This is a genomic window from Acidobacteriota bacterium (assembly GCA_030949985.1).
GTDB lineage: Bacteria > Acidobacteriota > Polarisedimenticolia > J045 > J045 > JALTMS01.
In genome coordinates this window covers 240,914-256,232 of record JAUZRX010000023.1, presented here as the reverse complement: position 1 = coordinate 256,232, position 15,319 = coordinate 240,914, and the positions used below count along the sequence as shown (strand labels likewise).

Sequence of the window (15,319 nt, the reverse complement as noted above, 5' to 3'; positions counted from 1 at the left end):
GACTTGTTTCACAGTCCGATGGAGATCGATCACGGTGCCGCTCAAACGCATCACGTCAAGAGTTGAACAGGAACTGCGGGAACTCGAGCGGGAGCTGCGGGTGGAACTGCCCCGGGAGATCGAGCGGGCCACGGCCCTCGGTGACCTGCGGGAGAACGCCGAATACCACGCCGCCCTCGAGCGTCAGCGCTACCTCCAGGCGCGGGTGGGGCAGCTCCAGCAGCGTCTCTCCCAACTCTCCACCATTCGGATCTCCTCGATTCCCACCGACCGGGCGGCTTTCGGCTCGATTCTCAAGGTGGAAGATCTGGACACCGGCGAGGAGAAGACCTTCGAGCTGGTCATCGGGGACGACGGAGATCCGGCCACGGGGAAGATCTCCATCTCGTCGCCCATCGGCCGCTCCCTGGTGGGTCGGGTGCCGGGTGACGAGGTGACGGTGCGCACCCCGGGAGGCGAGCGGGTCTTCGAGATCCTCGAGCTGACCACCCTGCATCAGCGGGACATCGACGACGACTAGGGCCCCGGGCCTGCTGTCATCCGCCTCCATGGCGCTCGAGCAGGGCCCGGGGGCTCTCCCAGCCCGGGGCGATCTTCAGCGCCGTTCGGGCCGCGGTGCGCGCCGGGTCGCTCATGTGCAGGGCGAAGAGAATCTCGGCCATCGCCAGGTGGGGCCGGGGGTCGTGGGGCGCCTGGCGCGCCGCCTGGACGAGGGTCGCCAGGGCCCCGCGGGAGTCGCCTTCCCGGTGCGCGATGCGGGCCTCGAGCAGAGCGGGGCCGGCTTCGGTGGGGCCGGTCCGCCGGGCCCGGGCGGCGGCTTCGGCGGCGGCGGCGACCCGGCCGGCACGCAGGTGGGCGCGCCCGATCCGTTCGTGGGCCCAGCTTCCGGCCCAGCGCGGATCCACGTCGCCCAGGGGGCCGGCTTCCGGACTCGCCTCCAGGCAGCGCTGGAAAAGTTCCAGCCCGCGGGCCTTCGAGCCGGCCTCCAGTTCCCACTCGCCGCGCGCCGCCAGGGCCGGCAGGGTCGCCCGGGCCTCCCGGGGCAGCGCGTCGAGCAGGCTCCGGGCGGCGGCGGCGTCGCCGGCCAGCAGGTGGAGGCGTGCGGCGCGCAGGTCCCGGTCCAGGTGGTGGGCCAGCTCGGCGTCACCGGCCAGGCGGCGGGCGCGCGCGAGGGCCGCGAGGGCCTCGCGATTGGCGGGGCACGCCAGCAGATCGCCACCAGCGGCCGTCATCAGCTCGCGGCCCAGGAGGTACCATCCGGCGGGGTCGTCCGGCGCATCCCGCACCTGGGCCCTGAGCAGGGTCTCGTTGCGCTGCTTCTTGTTGCGGGCGGCGAGCAGATCGGGGCGGTAGCCCAGGTGTCGGGCGACCAGGGGCGACCGCCGGGGGCTGATGGCGGGCAGGCCGCAGCGGCGGGCGATGGAGGCGGCGATCTGTTCGTGGATCCGGCCTTCGTAGCGGTGCTCGGGGCGCCGGCTGAACAGGCGCAGGATGTGGGTCGACTGGCTGGCCCCTCCCGCCAGGTCGGAACGGATCTCCACCGTCAGGGCCTCGACGGAGCCGCAGGCGGCGATCGCCTCGTCGAGGCGGGCGCGGGTGCAGGGCTCGAGCCGTTCGTCCGCGTCGAGCACCAGTACCCAGCGTCCCCGGGCGGCTTCGAGGCTGGCGTTGCGGGCCCGGGAGAAGTCGTCGCGCCAGGGCTCTTCGATCACCCGGGCCCCGGCGGCCCGGGCCACCTCGACGCTGCGGTCGCTGGAGCCCGTATCGACCACGACGATCTCGTCCACCAGGGGCGTGGCCGAGGCCAGGCAAGCGGGAAGGAAGCGCTCCTCGTCGCGAACGATCATGCACAGCGTCAGTTCCGGTGGCCGGGGACTCACTTGGCTTCACTCCTCGGGGAGGGCGTGTCGCGCCCCTCGCCCTGGGGCTAGAATAGGCCAGGGCCCGACACTTGGGGAGGGTCCGGACGAAGCGCTGCGGGTGCGAACCCGTCGAGCGCGCAGGACAGCGAGACGATGAGACGGCCCGTCAAGGATTTCATGACTACCGAGGTCGTGACCGTTCGCCGGGATGCGGACGTGCATGAACTGGAGAAACTCTTTATCGAACACCGCGTCCATGGGCTTCCCGTCGTCGACGAGAACGACCGCCTGGTTGGTGTCGTCAGTCAGACCGACCTGGTGAGCTGGCATTACCAGCTCGGGATCGACGGGGCCGGTTTCTACGACCTGCCGCAGCTTCAGCCGCCGAGAGAAGTCGAAGACGAGGAGAACCCCACGCTCGAGCAGGAAGAGCGCGAAGAGCGGGAGAGGGAGACCCTGCCCCTGTCCGACATCAGGACCGCCAGGGTGGAGGAAGTAATGACGCCCCTGGTGCACGCCATTCGCGAAGAAAACTCCGCCATCGAGGCTGCGGCGCGGATGCTGCGGCACGGCATCCACCGGCTGGTGGTGGTCAACGGCGAGCTGCGCGTGTTGGGCATCGTCAGTGCCATGGACCTGCTGCGGCTGATTCCCGGGGTCGAGTCCACCGCCCGGACCGTGGTGAGCTGAGCGGCCATGCGCGAGTGGAAGACCATCCTCTTCCCGACGGATTTCTCCGATCACTCTCGACGGGGCCTGCAGGTGGCCTGCGACCTGGCGCGCCGGCACCGGGCGCGCCTGGTTCTGCTCCACGTGGTGGTGGATGCGCCGCCCGCGCTCCTGCCCGACGTGGCGGGCTTTCGCTACGACGAGATGGTCGAGGCGTTGCGGGCGCGGGCGGCGGAGAGTCTGCCGGCGTTGCTGGGGGAGGACGAAGGTCGGGATGTCGACCTGCGCTGCCGCACGGAGTTCGGCATTCCCCACGCCGAGATCGTCCGGGTGGCCGCCGATGAGGGGGTCGACCTGATCGTCATGCCGACCCACGGCCGCACCGGCGCGATGCACCTGCTGATCGGCTCGGTCACCGAGAAGGTCGTGCGTCACGCGCACTGTCCCGTTCTGGTGCTCAAGTAGGGCGTACAGGCGCGGGGGGCGGGGCCGGGGGCGGCTTGGCCAGGCGCGGGGGCGTGGCCGGGGGGGGATTCGGGCCTTATCCTTGTCCCTGTCATGGTGAATCCCATTCCAAGAGTCCTTCGCAGCCGCGGGTCGGTCCTTACCTTTCTGTTCGTCGTCGTGGTGGCGGCATCCCTGGCGCTGGCCGCGGGCTTCCATCAGCGCGGCGCCTACCGCTATCTCAGCGTCTTCCAGGAGGTCTGGTCCCTGACGGTGGCCAACTATGTCGAACCGGTCGACCAGGCACGACTCCTCGACGGCGCCTACCGGGGGATGCTCGCTTCTCTCGACAGCGCCAGCGGCTACCTCTCCCCGGGGGACGAGCAGCGGATCGCCGCCCCCCCCGGCAAGGCCCGCGCGGGCCTGCAGGTTCTCCAGTCCGGCGGGATCCCCGTGGTGGTGCGTGTGGATCCCGGCTCGCCGGCCGAGGCGGCGGGGCTCTCCCGGGGCGACCAGATCTGGCGCATCGACGGGCGGCCCACGCGCACGCTGCCCTGGTCCCTGCTGACCCGCCTGCTGTCCGGGGACGAAGGTCAGACCCTCGAGCTGGAGATCCTCGACGGGTCCACCTTCAAGCTGCAAGAGGTCAGCCTGGCGCTGAGCGCCTCCACCGCCCCACCGGCGGTCGAGTTGGAAAGGCTCGACGGCGGGGTGATTCACTTGCGACTGCATGACCTCGACCGCGTCGATCCCGTCCGGGACGGGGGCCTGCTGGCCCGCACCCTCGAGGCTCATCCCGGCGCGCCGCTGCTCGTCGATCTGCGGGGCGTGGTGGCCGTGGATCCCGCCCTGGTGCAGCGCTTCGGAGGCTGGTTGCTGCCGGCCGGCGCGAGCCTGAAGCTCGTCGGGCGGAGCGGGGCCGACCAGCGCATCGTCGCCGGCGCCGCACCGGTGGTGGACCTGCCCGAGGCGCTCTTCGTGCTCACCGATTCCAGCACCGCCGGGGTGGGGGAGGCGCTGGCCGCGCTGCTGGTGGAAACGCGCCGCGCCAGGAGCTGCGGCAGGAAGACCTACGGCCTGGCGGGCGTTCCCGAGTTGATCCGGCTCCAGGCGGGCGGCAGCGTGCTGCTGACCACCCAGGAGATGCGCACGCCCGGCGGGACGGCCTGGAGCGGTGAGGGGATCGAGCCCGAGCGGGTGCTGCCCCTTCCCGTGGGAGAGGACGAAGCTGGGGCCGACCCGCTGCTCGACGCCGCCCGCCGGTGGATCCTCTCGGGAGTCGAGGCGGAGACCGCCGAGGCCGCCTGAAGCCGGTCTGCGGTCCGGCCATTGACGCCCAAGTTGTTTTGTCCCCGTCCGTCCCTTTGGCAGCGGACGATTCCCGGTCCCCGGCTGCCTATATTGAAGTTCCGGGGAAGCTGTGCTTCGCCGGGAGAGCGGGATGAGACGAGTCGGCCGCTACGAGATCCTCTCCGAGCTGGGCCGGGGAGGGAGCGGCGTGGTCTACGCCGGACGCGACCTGATCGATGGGTGCGAGGTGGCCATCAAGGAGGTGCGGGAGAGTTCCGCGGCCTGTCGGGGCACCGTCGAGGGCGAGGTGCTCGGGCGTCTGCGCCATCCGGGCGTGCTCCGGGTCCTCGACACGTTTCGCCAGGCCGGACGGAGCTTCATCGTCATGGAAAGAGTCGACGGTGAATCCCTCGAGGCGCTGCTCGCAAGGAAGGGCACCCTGGACGTGGAGCAGGCGGTCGCTCTGACCTGCCAGGCCGCCCGGGCCCTGGCGGCGATCCACCGCCAGGGGGTGATCCACCGGGACATCAAACCCGCCAATTTGCTGCTGACGGCCGACGGAGGCCTGAAGATCGCCGACTTCGGGGTTGCCCTGTGCAGCCGGGACGATGGCGAGGGAGGAGAGTTCCTCGGTACGCCGGCCTACGTCGCCCCGGAGCGCTGGCGGGGCGTTCCCGCCGATCCGCGTTCCGACCTCTACGCCCTGGGCGTGGTGTTTTTCCGGATGCTCACCGGACAGCGGCCTCACCAGGGATCCACCGTGCAGGAACTGGCCCGCAACACGCTGTTCCGCCCGGCTCCACCTCCCTCCCGCCTGCGTCCGGGCCTGCCGGCCGGTCTCGACCGGATCTGTGCCCGCCTGCTGGCCCGCGATCCCGCCGAGCGCTTCGCCGGCGGCGAGGAAGTGGCCCACGCCCTGGAGGAGGTGGTGCTCGAGAACCTGGAATGCGGCCGGGGAGGGCAGCCGGCCGCCGCGGCGGGTCCCCTCGAACAGACCTGGCAGCGGCTGCCCCGCCCGGGGCGGCGTTCCGGCGGCCGGGCCTGGTGGCTGGCCGCGGCCCTGGCCGCGGGCGTACTCCTGCTGGTGGCTCCCGGGCGGCGGCCTCCCCGGGGCGACGGAGTCCGCGTCGCCGCGCCCCCGGCGGCGGTCAGCCGGTCCCCGGTTCCGGCCCTTCCGAACCGGCCGCAGGGCGCCGGTGAGAGGGGGGGCGTCCGCGAGGAGCGGGCTTGGCGACCGGCACGGATGCCTCCCAGGGCGGTGCTCGAGCGCTACGCGGCCCGTGACGGGCGGAAGTCGGCCCCTTCCGAGGAAGCCCGCGCCGCCGCGGCCGGCCCCCGGCCGGTCCCCCGGGTTGCGGCGCCCGACAAGCCGGCACCCGAACCCGCCGCGGCCCGGTGGGAGCGTCCGCCGGAAAGCCTCCCGCCCTCCGGAGATGGCGCCGATCCGCTCCTCCTGCGGGGTGTGGTGGAAGTCTCCCATGCGCTCGGGGAAGGGCTGGTGGAACTGCGTATCGACGGCCGCCGCCGGGCGTTGGTCCGGATCGGAGTGGGCGAGACCTTCGGCCCTGCCGAGCCCGTGCTGATCCCCTACGAGGTCGCTGCGGGCCGCCACCACTTCGAGTTGCGCCTGTTGTCGGCCAGCGCGGGGGTGGAGGTCGAGCGGGTGTGGGACACCTCTTCCCGGGAGGGGGGATTCCACCCGCGCCGCCTGCGCCTGGTGGCCGGCGATGGAGGCTGGAAGCTTGTCGCGCCCTGAGCCCGTAGAATGCCCGGTGTGATCACGAGAATCGAGACCCTGTCGTCGGGGTGCATCGTCCTGTCGCTGCTGATGGGCAGCGTCCTGGGCGAGAGGCCCCGCCCCACCGAGGCGCCCCCCCGCGCCCGGGCCTACCGGCTTTTCCTCGAGGGCACCGCCCTGGCCCGGGACGGCCGGCTCGCCGCCGCACGGAAAAAGCTGGAGGAGGTCCTGGCGTTGGATCCGGAAGCGGCCCCGGTCCACTCCGCCCTGGCGCGCCTGTGCCTGCGGGAGTCCGACCACGCCTGCGCTCAGGCCGAGGCGCGACGCGCCCTGGCCGCTTCCGATGCCGACGCGGAGGCTCACCGGGTGCTGGCCAGCCTGGCCCTCGGGCAATACGGCGGAAGTCATGACGCGGCCCTGCTGGAGACGGCGCTCGCCCACCTGGAGGAGGCGACGCGGATCGAGCCGGCCGATGGCTGGGCCTGGTCGATCTGGGTGCGGCTGCTGGTCACCGAAAACCGCACGGACGAGGCCGTGGCCGTGGCTCGCCGGGCCTCCGGCACTCCGGGGCTCGATCCGGCCCTCTCCTGGCTCTCCCTGGCCCGGCAACTCCTGAGTCTCGGCAGGCGGGCCGAGGCGGCCGAGGTGTTGAGCCGGGCGGGCGTGGAAGGTCCGGGGGCGGGGCCGATCTACGAGTTGCTGGCGGACCTCAGGGCCCAGACCGGGGACAAGGCCGGCGAGGCCGCGGCTCTCGAGAAACTGCTCGAGCTGCGGCCCGATCGAGCGGAACTGGCCCGGCGGCTGGGGCTGGTGCGGATGGACCTCGCCGATCCCTGGGGCGCCCGGCAGGTGCTGAGTCACGCCAGGTCGCTGCGGCCGGGGGACCCCCGGCTCCGGGTGGACCTGGGGGCGGCCCTGGTCGCCCTCGGGCAGGGCGCGGAAGCCTGGGACCTGCTCGAGGGTGTGCCCGCCTCCCTGGCTTCACCCCGCCTGTTGCTGCTGCGTGCCCGGGCCGCGGAACTCTCCGGCCGCGCCGCCCGGGCGGCGGAACAGATCGAGGCCCTGCTCGAGCGCCTCGGCAGCGAACCACTCCAGTCCTTCGGCCCCGCGCTGCGGCTGCGCGCGGCGCGGAATCGACTCGCCGCCGGCGAGCCGGAGCGCTGCCTGGCCCAGCTCGACCGGATCGGTGATCCCGCCCTGGGTATTCGGCTGCGGCTCGAGGCCCTCGACGAGCTCGCGCGCCTGGACGAGGCCGACGCCCTGCTCGAAAAAGTGGCGGCCAGCGCCCAGGCCGATCCCTTCCTGCTCGCGGCGCGCATCGAGTGGCGGCAACGGCGGGAGGGCGCTTCCGCGGCGCTGGCCCTGGCCCGTCGGCTGCTCGAGGGCGCAACCGACCTGGCCACGGCGGACGTGGCCCGCATTCTGGCCGGCTGGCGGCACACGGCCCTGGCCAACGAAATGCTGGGCGGGGTGGAGCCGACCAGCGCTCCGGGACCGGAATGGTGGCGGGCGGTGGCCGCCGTGGCCTACGCCGACGGGCGTTTCGAGGAGGCCGAGCAGGCTTACAGGCGACTGCTCGAGGCCGCGCCGTCCGACGATTCGGCGCTCAACGACCTGGGCTATCTGCTGGCCGAACAGGGTCGGAACCTGGACGAGGCGGTGAACCTTTGCGAGCGGGCCGTGGCTCTTCGTCCCGAAGAACCGGCCTATCTCGATTCCCTGGGCTGGGCGCTGCATCGTGCGGGCCGCAGCCGGGAGGCGCTCGACGTTCTGTCCCGGGCGGTCTACGGCAGCGGCGACAACACGGATCCCGTGATGCGCGAGCACCTGGGGGAGGTCTTCCTGGCCCTGGGCCAGGTGGAGCGGGCCGTCGCCGAGTGGAAGGCCGCGCTCGGCCTGTCCGACGCCGACGGGGAGAGCCTGAGGGCCAGGATCCGTCGAGCGCTGGAACAGGCGCCGGAGGAACCGTGAGCCGACGGGCGGCGGGACTGTGGGTCCTGCTGCTGCTGGGGGGGGCCGTCGGTTGTGCGGGAGCGCGCCGGGCTGCGACCCCGCCCGAGACCGGGGGCTGCATCGACTACCGCCTGCGGGCCCGCTGGGAGGCTCCCCCCGGGGAGCGATCCGCCACCGCCCGCATCGCCCTGCGCCACTGCCCGTCCGGGGGCATCGTCTTCGAGGTGCGCGGCCGGGTGGCCGGGGCCGTGCTGGCGGGGGCCGCCGGTGGGGGGCGCCTGCGGCTGCTCTTCCCCCGGCGGCGCGTCGTGGTCGACGGAGCCGACACGGAGGCGACCTGGAAACGCTGGACCGGCCTGCCCCTGACCGCGGCCCTGCTCGAGGATCTGCTGCGGGGACGGGAGCCGGAGACCCTCGGGACCTGGCGCCGGGTGCCGGAGAGCGAGGCCGACCTGGAGGTGCTCTCCCAAGCCGGCGGGCGGCTGCGTCTGTGGAAGACGCGCCAAAGACCCTCCGGACAGGGCTTCCGCTGGCCGGCGGTGCCTGCGGGATGGCGCCTGCTGGATGACGGGGCCGCCGCGTCCTCCGGGGAGGGGGGGGCATGAGGCGGCGGATCGAGGTCCGGGCCTTCGCCAAGATCAATTGGGTTCTCGATCTGCTCGGCCCCCGGGACGACGGCTACACCGAAATCGCCACGGTTTTCCAGACTATCGACCTGGCGGACCGGGTGATCCTGGGCCTGCGGGACGCCGAGGAGCCGTCGGTGGCGCTGCGTCTCGCGGGCCGGCCCCTGGACGTGGCCCCGGAGCGGAACCTGGCGCTGCGCGCGGCCCGGGCCTGGCTGGCCGAGACAGGACGTTCGGAGGCGGTGGAGATCGTCCTCGACAAGAGGATTCCTGCCCAGGCGGGGTTGGGGGGCGGCAGCGCCGATGCGGCGGCGGTGCTCGACGGCCTCGACCGCCTGGCGGGCCGACCCTTGGGGGCCGCTCGGTTGTCGAGGCTGGGGGCCGCGTTGGGGGCGGACGTGCCCTTCCTGATCGAGGGCGGCACGGCTCTCGGAGAGGGCCGGGGAGACCGCCTGCGTCCCCTGGACGAACCTGCCACTCTGTTTCTCGTGCTGGTGGCCGGGGGGGCGGGGCTGGCGACGGCGACCGTTTTCGAGCGCGCCCGGAGGGGATTGACGGCCGCGGGCAAAGCCCCTAACATCCAGCGGTTCCTGCGCTACCTGCAGGAAGGGGCCCAGGGCCCGCCGCCGGTCGGCAATCAACTGCTGCCGGCGGCGATGGCGCTCGACCCCGAAATTGGCGGGTTGGTGCGCCGGCTGGAGGAGGAAGGGGCGAGGGCCACGATGACCGGCAGCGGGTCGGTGGTCTATGGAGTCTTTCCCACGGAGGCTTCCGCCCGCGAGGCTGCGGGGCACCTGGTGGAGGAGGGTGGTCAAGCAAGCTGGATCGAGATTTCCCGCACGCTCCGACGTGCCGAGGTGGAGCGTCTGCGGGTGACTGACAGTCCGGTGGGGGAGGAGTAGGCTCCGATGGAGATTACCGACGTACGCGTCTTCCCGGTCGACGAAGAAAAGCTCAAGGCCTACGTGACGATCGTCTTCGATCGCTGTTTCATGGTGTCCGACATCAAGGTGATCGCCGGGCAGAGCGGGCTGTTCATTTCCATGCCCTCCAAGCGGCGGAAGAACGGCGCTTTCCGGGACGTGGCCCATCCGCTGAACAGTGAAACCCGGCGGATGATCGAAGAGAGGGTACTGGCGAAGTACGAAGAGGTTCTGGCGGCGGGAAGCGCCGCGCGGCGGATTCGCCGGCCGAAAGAGGCCACCGCTCCCCTGGGTGCGCCGCAGGCCGGCCCCTCCCGGCCCCTGCCGGAGGCGCCGACCGGCAGCGGCGGGAGGCCCGGGATTCCGGGGATCTAACTCATCGCGCCCCACCAGTCGCGGGCGCCAAGGAAAGACTCAGTGATGGAAACGGTCAACAGCGCGGCCTTCGGTACCATGAAGGTCTTCGGGGGAACAGCGCACCCGGCCCTGACGCAGGAGATCTGCCAGGTGCTGGGGCTGCCCGAGGGCCGGATCGAACTCGGACGCTTCAGCGACGGCGAGATTCACTGCCAGGTGATGGAGAACGTGCGGGGGGCCGACGTCTTCCTGATCCAGCCCATCTCGCCCCCGGCGGACAACCTGCTCGAACTGCTGCTGATGCTCGACGCCTTCAAACGTTCCTCGGCGGCGCGGGTCACGGCGGTGGTGCCCTACTACGGCTACGCCCGCCAGGAGCGCAAGGACAAGCCCCGGGTGCCGATCAGCGCCAAGCTGGTGGCCGACCTGATTCAATCGGCGGGAGCCGACCGGGTGCTGGCGATGGACCTGCACGCACCGGCCATACAGGGCTTTTTCAGCATTCCCGTCGACCACCTCTACGCCGCCCCGGTCTTCGTGGACTACCTGTCGGAACTGCCCCTCGAATCGCCCACCATCGTCTCGCCGGACGCGGGGGGCGTGGAGCGGGCCCGCTTCTACGCCAAGCGCCTGGGGGCCGAGCTGGCCATCGTCGACAAGCGGCGGACGGGGCCGAACGTGGCCGAGTCGATCCACCTGATCGGGGAAGTGGCCGGACGGGACTGCATCATCGTCGACGACATCATCGACACTGCCGGGACCATGGTCGGCGCCACCCGTTCCCTGCTGGACAACGGGGCCCGCTCGGTCCGGGGTTGCTTCACCCACGCGGTTCTTTCTGGCAAAGCCATGGAGCGGCTGGCAGAATGCCCCGTCGCCGAGATCGCCGTGACCAACACCTACCCACCCGGGGAGGGGCGGCGCGAGGGCGGAAAGATCAAGGTTCTCTCGGTGGCCTGGCTGCTGGCCGAGGCGATCAAGAGGACCCACACGCACTCATCGATCAGTTCCCTGTTCGTCTAGGGCCCCGGGGCGCGGGACGAACGGTGGGACGGCCATGTTTCGAGGAAGGGCTTTGACCATGAGCCAGGAACTCCACATCGAAGTCATCGAGAGGGACGAGGCGGGCAAAAACGCCTCGCGTCGGCTGCGGAAGGCGGGGAAGATTCCTGCCGTGGTCTACGGCGGTGGTCGGGACCCCGTCAGCGTCCAGGTCGATCCCCGCCCCATCGAGGCGGTGCTCGAATCGCCTCGCGGCTGGAACACGCTGATCCAGCTCAAGGTCGGTGACCGGGAACTCAAGCGGATGGTGATGCTGCGCGACGTCCAGCGGCATCCGGCCACCGAGGCCCTGCTCCACGCCGATTTCGTCCGGGTCGAACTCGACGAGCTGATCGTGGTCAGCGTGCCGGTGGAGTTGACCGGAACCCCGGTGGGCGTCAAGACCGAGGGCGGCCTGATCGACTTCGTCAACCGCCAGGTGCAGGTCAAGACCCTGCCGGGCCTGATCCCGGACAACCTGCCGGTGGACATCAGCGACCTGCACGTGGGGCAGCACCTGGAAGCCAAGGATCTGCCCCTGCCCGAGAAGGTCGAACTGGTCACACCGCCGACCGAGACGATCTGCGTGTGTGCCGGCAAGTCGGCCTCCGAGGAGGAAGAAGCCGAAGCGGCCGCCGCCGCCGAGGCCGAAGCCGAGGCTGCCGCCGCCGCCGAGGCCGAGACCGCGGAAGAATAGCGGCGGGGTGACGCGGCCGGCATGTTGATTCTCGGGCTGGGAAATCCCGGACCGGAGTATGCCGGGACCCGTCACAACGTGGGCTATGCCGTGATCGAAGAACTGGCCCGGCGGCACGGCGTCGAAATCGACCGCCAGCGCCACCGGGCACGTTACGGCAAGGGCCGGATCGGGAAGACTCCGGTGATCCTGGCCGAGCCCTTGACCTTCATGAATCTCTCCGGCGAGGCGGCCCGGCCGCTTCTCGCCTACCACGGGTTGGAGCCCGCCGACCTGGTGGTGGTCCACGACGAGGCCGACCTGGCTCCCGGCGTGGTGCGCATCAAGGCGGGCGGAGGGCTCGCCGGTCACAACGGCCTGACCTCCATTGCGGCGCACCTGGGAACCCGGGATTTCCTGCGGGTGCGCCTGGGCATAGGACGACCGCCCGGTGGCGGCGCGAAGCTGGCTCGCCACGTGCTCAGCCGGCCTTCCGCCGAGGAAGCAGCGGCGCTGGCCGAGGCGGTGGAGACCGGCGCGGCGGCCGTGGAAGCGATTCTCGCCGAAGGCGTGGAAGCGGCCATGGGTCGGTTCAACAGGAAGAAGACCAGCGAGCCGGCCGGGGATTGAGCCCCGGCAGGTCGTGACCGGGAGGGTCCGCGGCGGCTCGATGAGGGAGGTTTGACGAGAATGGACGTGATTCTCTACGGTGTACCGATCCTGGGCGTGGTGACCCTGGTTTTCGCTTGGCTGCGAACCCTGAAAGTCAACCGCGCCGATGCGGGCGACAGCAAGATGGCGGAGATCGCCGCTGCCATCCGCGAGGGCGCCATGGCCTTCCTGGCTCGCGAGTACAAGGTGCTGGCGATCTTCGTGGTGGCAGTGGGCGTGCTGCTGGTCCTGGGGAACCTGGGCGGCAGCAGCGATGGCAACTTCCGGCACCCGCTGATCGCCCTGTCCTTCGTCGTCGGGGCCCTCTGCTCGGCTGCGGCGGGCTACTTCGGCATGCGGGTCGCCACGGCGGCCAACGTGCGCACCACCCAGGCCGCGCGCAGCAGTCTCAACGACGCCCTTTCGGTGGCCTTCACCGGCGGCTCGGTGATGGGCCTTTCGGTGGTGGGTCTCGGTGTGGCGGGCCTCGGCGGCCTGTTCGTCCTCTACTGGGCGACGCCGATCCTCGGGGTCGAGCCGATGGCCGGGCGCAGCCTGCCCGACGTGGTGACGATTCTCGCGGGCTTCTCCCTCGGTGCCTCCTCGATCGCCCTCTTCGCTCGTGTGGGAGGCGGGATCTACACCAAGGCGGCGGACGTGGGAGCCGACCTGGTGGGCAAGGTGGAAGCCGGTATCCCTGAAGACGATCCGCGCAACCCGGCGGTGGTCGCGGACAACGTGGGCGACAACGTGGGCGACGTGGCCGGCATGGGGGCCGACCTCTTCGAATCCTACGTGGGCGCCATCGTCGGCTCGATGGTGATCGGCGCGGCGGCCACCGTGGGCTTCAAGGAGGCGACAATGCTGCCCCTGGGACTGGCGGGTGTCGGCATCGTCGCCTCGATCATCGGCACCTTCTTCGTCCGGGTCAAAGAGGGGGGCAATCCCCAGAAGGCCCTGAACACCGGCATGTTCGTCTCCGGCGGCCTGATGGTGCTTGCCGCTTACTTCGTGATTCGCGGCCTGGTTCCCGAGGAGGGCATCGTCTTCCGAGAGGGCGCGGACCCGGTGGGCTGGGGCGGCATCTTCGCAGCTACTGTCGGCGGCCTGATCGCCGGCGCCCTGGTGGGGCTGACCACCGAGTACTACACCTCCAAGGATCGGTCCCCGGCGCAGGGCATCGCCAAGGACTCGGTCACCGGCGCGGCGACCAACATCATCTCCGGCCTCGGGGTGGGCATGGCCTCCTGCGCCCTGCCGGTGATCTGGATCGTGATGGCGATTCTCCTGGCCCACCGCCTGGCGGGGCTCTACGGCATCGCCGTCGCCGCCCTGGGCATGCTCTCGACCACCGGCATCCAACTCGCCGTGGATGCCTACGGTCCCATCGCGGACAACGCCGGGGGCATCGCCGAGATGAGCGGACTGCCCCCGGAAGTCCGGCAGCGCACCGACAACCTCGACGCGGTGGGCAACACCACTGCGGCCATCGGCAAGGGTTTTGCCATCGGCTCGGCGGCGCTGACCGCCCTGGCCCTGTTCAGCGCCTTCCAGACACAGGTCTCCCGGGGGGGTGAGCGCCTGAGCATGGACCTGGCCCAGCCGGAGATCATCGCCGGTCTGTTGCTGGGAGCCATGCTGCCCTTCGTCTTCTCCGCGATGGCCATGAAGGCCGTCGGCGCCGCCGCCTTCGAGATGATCGAGGAGGTGCGCCGCCAGTTCCGCAGCATTCCGGGGCTGATGGAAGGCAAGGCCCGGGCCGACTACGCCCGCTGCGTGGATATCTCCACGGCCGCGGCGATCCGCCGGATGGTGGTGCCGGGCCTGCTGGCCGTGCTCTCCCCGGTGGTGGTGGGTTTCGGCTCCAAGTGGATGTTCGGCTCGCCGGCGGCCCTCGGCGGGCTGCTGGCGGGCACCACCGCCTCCGGCGTGCTGATGGCGATTTTCATGGCCAATGCCGGGGGCGCCTGGGACAACGCCAAGAAGTACATCGAGGAAGGTCACCATGGCGGCAAGGGCTCGGACGCCCACCACGCCGCGGTGATCGGTGACACGGTGGGAGATCCGTTCAAGGACACCGCGGGTCCCTCGCTGAACATCCTGATCAAGCTGATGAGCGTGGTGGCCCTGGTCATCGCCCCGCTGCTCTAGGTCGAGGCCAGCCTCCAGGGGCTCTGGCGGGGCCGGGGGGGCGGTGCTACCATGCGCTGCCCTGTCCGGCTCCCCGGGGAGCCGAGACCACAACCCTCGCCCCGGCGCACGTCGGGGCCAACAGTCCGGGAGGGACAACAACATGCGACGCTACGAGATGGTCCTCGTGGCCGATCCGACCATTCCCGAGGATGCCCACGACCGGCTGATCACCGGGTTCGAGACGATGATCAGCGAAGGTCAGGGTGTGGTCCACAAGGTGGACCGCTGGGGACGGCGGAAGCTGGCCTATCCGATTCGCAAGCACCTGGAAGGCAACTACACGGTGCTCCTCTTCGACGCCCCGCCGGAACTCGAGCGGGAGATGGTGCGCCGGATCAAGCTCTCCGATCACTGGCTGCGCTTCTTCACCGTGCGGGCGGACCATCAGCAGCCGCCCACCGAGGAGGAGAAGCAGGCCCTGGTGGAGGCCCGGCGCGAGCACCTGCGCCGCGCCGCGGAGCGGGCCGCTCAACTCGAGGCCGAGGCTGCGGCGCCGGCCGTTGCGGCCGCCCCTGAGGAGGAAGCCGCGCCCGTGGAGAGCGAGGCGGCCGACGAGACCGTGCCGGAGGCTCCAGTGGAGACGCCCGCTGACCCATCCGAGGCGGCTCCGACCGCGCCGGCCGAGGACACCGAGGAGGAAGATCGATGAGCACACCGAGACGTCGGGGCCGACGCTTTCTCTTCCGCCGGCAGAAGTACTGCAAGTTCTGCGAGGCCAAGGTCGATACCATCGACTACAAGGACCTGCGCACCTTGCAGAACTACATCCCTGAGCGGGGCAAGATCCTTCCCCGCCGGGTTTCCGGGACCTGCGCCAAGCACCAGCGCCAGCTCTCCACCGCGATCAAGAGAGCCCGCTACCTGGCCCTCTTGCCCTACACGGCAGACTGAAGGGG

General features: G+C 71.1%; 15 protein-coding genes and 1 pseudogene. 15 read left to right on the top strand and 1 reads right to left on the bottom strand.

Features of this window, described 5'->3' with window-relative positions; genetic code table 11:
• Positions 1 to 34 precede the first annotated feature (34 nt).
• Positions 35 to 520: a transcription elongation factor GreA gene (gene greA, locus Q9Q40_06880; GenBank protein ID MDQ7006939.1), complete on the top strand. Its 486-nt coding sequence runs from the start codon at positions 35 to 37 to the stop codon at positions 518 to 520.
• Positions 521 to 536: 16 nt separating this feature from the next.
• Here the strand turns inward: greA and Q9Q40_06875 are convergent, their stop codons facing one another.
• Positions 537 to 1,880, bottom strand: coding sequence for a glycosyltransferase (locus Q9Q40_06875; protein MDQ7006938.1), 1,344 nt, complete (start codon positions 1,878 to 1,880; stop codon positions 537 to 539).
• 135 nt (positions 1,881 to 2,015) lie between these two features.
• Here Q9Q40_06875 and Q9Q40_06870 point away from each other — a divergent pair, with 135 nt between their 5' ends.
• The 14 genes and pseudogenes from Q9Q40_06870 (at position 2,016) to rpsR (ending at position 15,314) form a co-directional block, all read left to right on the top strand.
• Positions 2,016 to 2,552: a CBS domain-containing protein gene (locus tag Q9Q40_06870; protein MDQ7006937.1), complete on the top strand. Its 537-nt coding sequence runs from the start codon at positions 2,016 to 2,018 to the stop codon at positions 2,550 to 2,552.
• A 6-nt stretch (positions 2,553 to 2,558) separates the two neighbouring features.
• Entirely contained in the window at positions 2,559 to 2,996 is a 438-nt protein-coding gene (locus Q9Q40_06865) for a universal stress protein (GenBank protein ID MDQ7006936.1), read from the top strand.
• Between the two features lie 162 nt (positions 2,997 to 3,158).
• Complete coding sequence (locus Q9Q40_06860; GenBank protein ID MDQ7006935.1) at positions 3,159 to 4,283, top strand: S41 family peptidase; 1,125 nt, start codon at positions 3,159 to 3,161, stop codon at positions 4,281 to 4,283.
• Between the two features lie 133 nt (positions 4,284 to 4,416).
• On the top strand, positions 4,417 to 6,021 hold the full coding sequence (locus Q9Q40_06855) for a protein kinase (protein ID MDQ7006934.1): 1,605 nt from the start codon (positions 4,417 to 4,419) through the stop codon (positions 6,019 to 6,021).
• Between the two features lie 18 nt (positions 6,022 to 6,039).
• Positions 6,040 to 7,974: a tetratricopeptide repeat protein gene (locus Q9Q40_06850; GenBank protein ID MDQ7006933.1), complete on the top strand. Its 1,935-nt coding sequence runs from the start codon at positions 6,040 to 6,042 to the stop codon at positions 7,972 to 7,974.
• Positions 7,971 to 8,561: a hypothetical protein gene (locus Q9Q40_06845; GenBank protein MDQ7006932.1), complete on the top strand. Its 591-nt coding sequence runs from the start codon at positions 7,971 to 7,973 to the stop codon at positions 8,559 to 8,561. Before Q9Q40_06850 ends, Q9Q40_06845 begins: the two co-directional genes overlap by 4 nt.
• Entirely contained in the window at positions 8,558 to 9,484 is a 927-nt protein-coding gene (ispE, locus tag Q9Q40_06840) for a 4-(cytidine 5'-diphospho)-2-C-methyl-D-erythritol kinase (GenBank protein MDQ7006931.1), read from the top strand. The genes Q9Q40_06845 and ispE overlap by 4 nt, the downstream gene beginning before the upstream one ends.
• Before the next feature lie 6 nt (positions 9,485 to 9,490).
• A pseudogene (gene spoVG / locus Q9Q40_06835) lies at positions 9,491 to 9,748 on the top strand (septation regulator SpoVG).
• Positions 9,749 to 9,925: 177 nt separating this feature from the next.
• Positions 9,926 to 10,885: a ribose-phosphate pyrophosphokinase gene (locus Q9Q40_06830; GenBank protein ID MDQ7006930.1), complete on the top strand. Its 960-nt coding sequence runs from the start codon at positions 9,926 to 9,928 to the stop codon at positions 10,883 to 10,885.
• Positions 10,886 to 10,943: 58 nt separating this feature from the next.
• Positions 10,944 to 11,600, top strand: a complete 657-nt coding sequence (locus Q9Q40_06825) for a 50S ribosomal protein L25 (protein ID MDQ7006929.1) — start codon at positions 10,944 to 10,946, stop codon at positions 11,598 to 11,600.
• A gap of 21 nt (positions 11,601 to 11,621) precedes the next feature.
• Positions 11,622 to 12,209, top strand: a complete 588-nt coding sequence (gene pth, locus Q9Q40_06820) for an aminoacyl-tRNA hydrolase (protein ID MDQ7006928.1) — start codon at positions 11,622 to 11,624, stop codon at positions 12,207 to 12,209.
• A gap of 60 nt (positions 12,210 to 12,269) precedes the next feature.
• Complete coding sequence (locus Q9Q40_06815) at positions 12,270 to 14,381, top strand: sodium-translocating pyrophosphatase (GenBank protein ID MDQ7006927.1); 2,112 nt, start codon at positions 12,270 to 12,272, stop codon at positions 14,379 to 14,381.
• A gap of 142 nt (positions 14,382 to 14,523) precedes the next feature.
• Positions 14,524 to 15,072: a 30S ribosomal protein S6 gene (gene rpsF, locus Q9Q40_06810; GenBank protein ID MDQ7006926.1), complete on the top strand. Its 549-nt coding sequence runs from the start codon at positions 14,524 to 14,526 to the stop codon at positions 15,070 to 15,072.
• Positions 15,069 to 15,314, top strand: coding sequence for a 30S ribosomal protein S18 (gene rpsR, locus Q9Q40_06805; GenBank protein ID MDQ7006925.1), 246 nt, complete (start codon positions 15,069 to 15,071; stop codon positions 15,312 to 15,314). Before rpsF ends, rpsR begins: the two co-directional genes overlap by 4 nt.
• The last annotated feature ends 5 nt before the right edge of the window (positions 15,315 to 15,319 follow it).

Coding starts and splice junctions, on each gene's coding strand:
- Q9Q40_06870 (MDQ7006937.1), top strand. CDS start 2,016: ATGAGACGGCCCGTCAAGGATTTCATGACTACCGAGGTCGTGACCGTT.
- Q9Q40_06865 (MDQ7006936.1), top strand. CDS start 2,559: ATGCGCGAGTGGAAGACCATCCTCTTCCCGACGGATTTCTCCGATCAC.
- Q9Q40_06855 (MDQ7006934.1), top strand. CDS start 4,417: ATGAGACGAGTCGGCCGCTACGAGATCCTCTCCGAGCTGGGCCGGGGA.
- ispE (MDQ7006931.1), top strand. CDS start 8,558: ATGAGGCGGCGGATCGAGGTCCGGGCCTTCGCCAAGATCAATTGGGTT.
- Q9Q40_06830 (MDQ7006930.1), top strand. CDS start 9,926: ATGGAAACGGTCAACAGCGCGGCCTTCGGTACCATGAAGGTCTTCGGG.
- Q9Q40_06825 (MDQ7006929.1), top strand. CDS start 10,944: ATGAGCCAGGAACTCCACATCGAAGTCATCGAGAGGGACGAGGCGGGC.
- pth (MDQ7006928.1), top strand. CDS start 11,622: ATGTTGATTCTCGGGCTGGGAAATCCCGGACCGGAGTATGCCGGGACC.
- Q9Q40_06815 (MDQ7006927.1), top strand. CDS start 12,270: ATGGACGTGATTCTCTACGGTGTACCGATCCTGGGCGTGGTGACCCTG.
- rpsF (MDQ7006926.1), top strand. CDS start 14,524: ATGCGACGCTACGAGATGGTCCTCGTGGCCGATCCGACCATTCCCGAG.
- rpsR (MDQ7006925.1), top strand. CDS start 15,069: ATGAGCACACCGAGACGTCGGGGCCGACGCTTTCTCTTCCGCCGGCAG.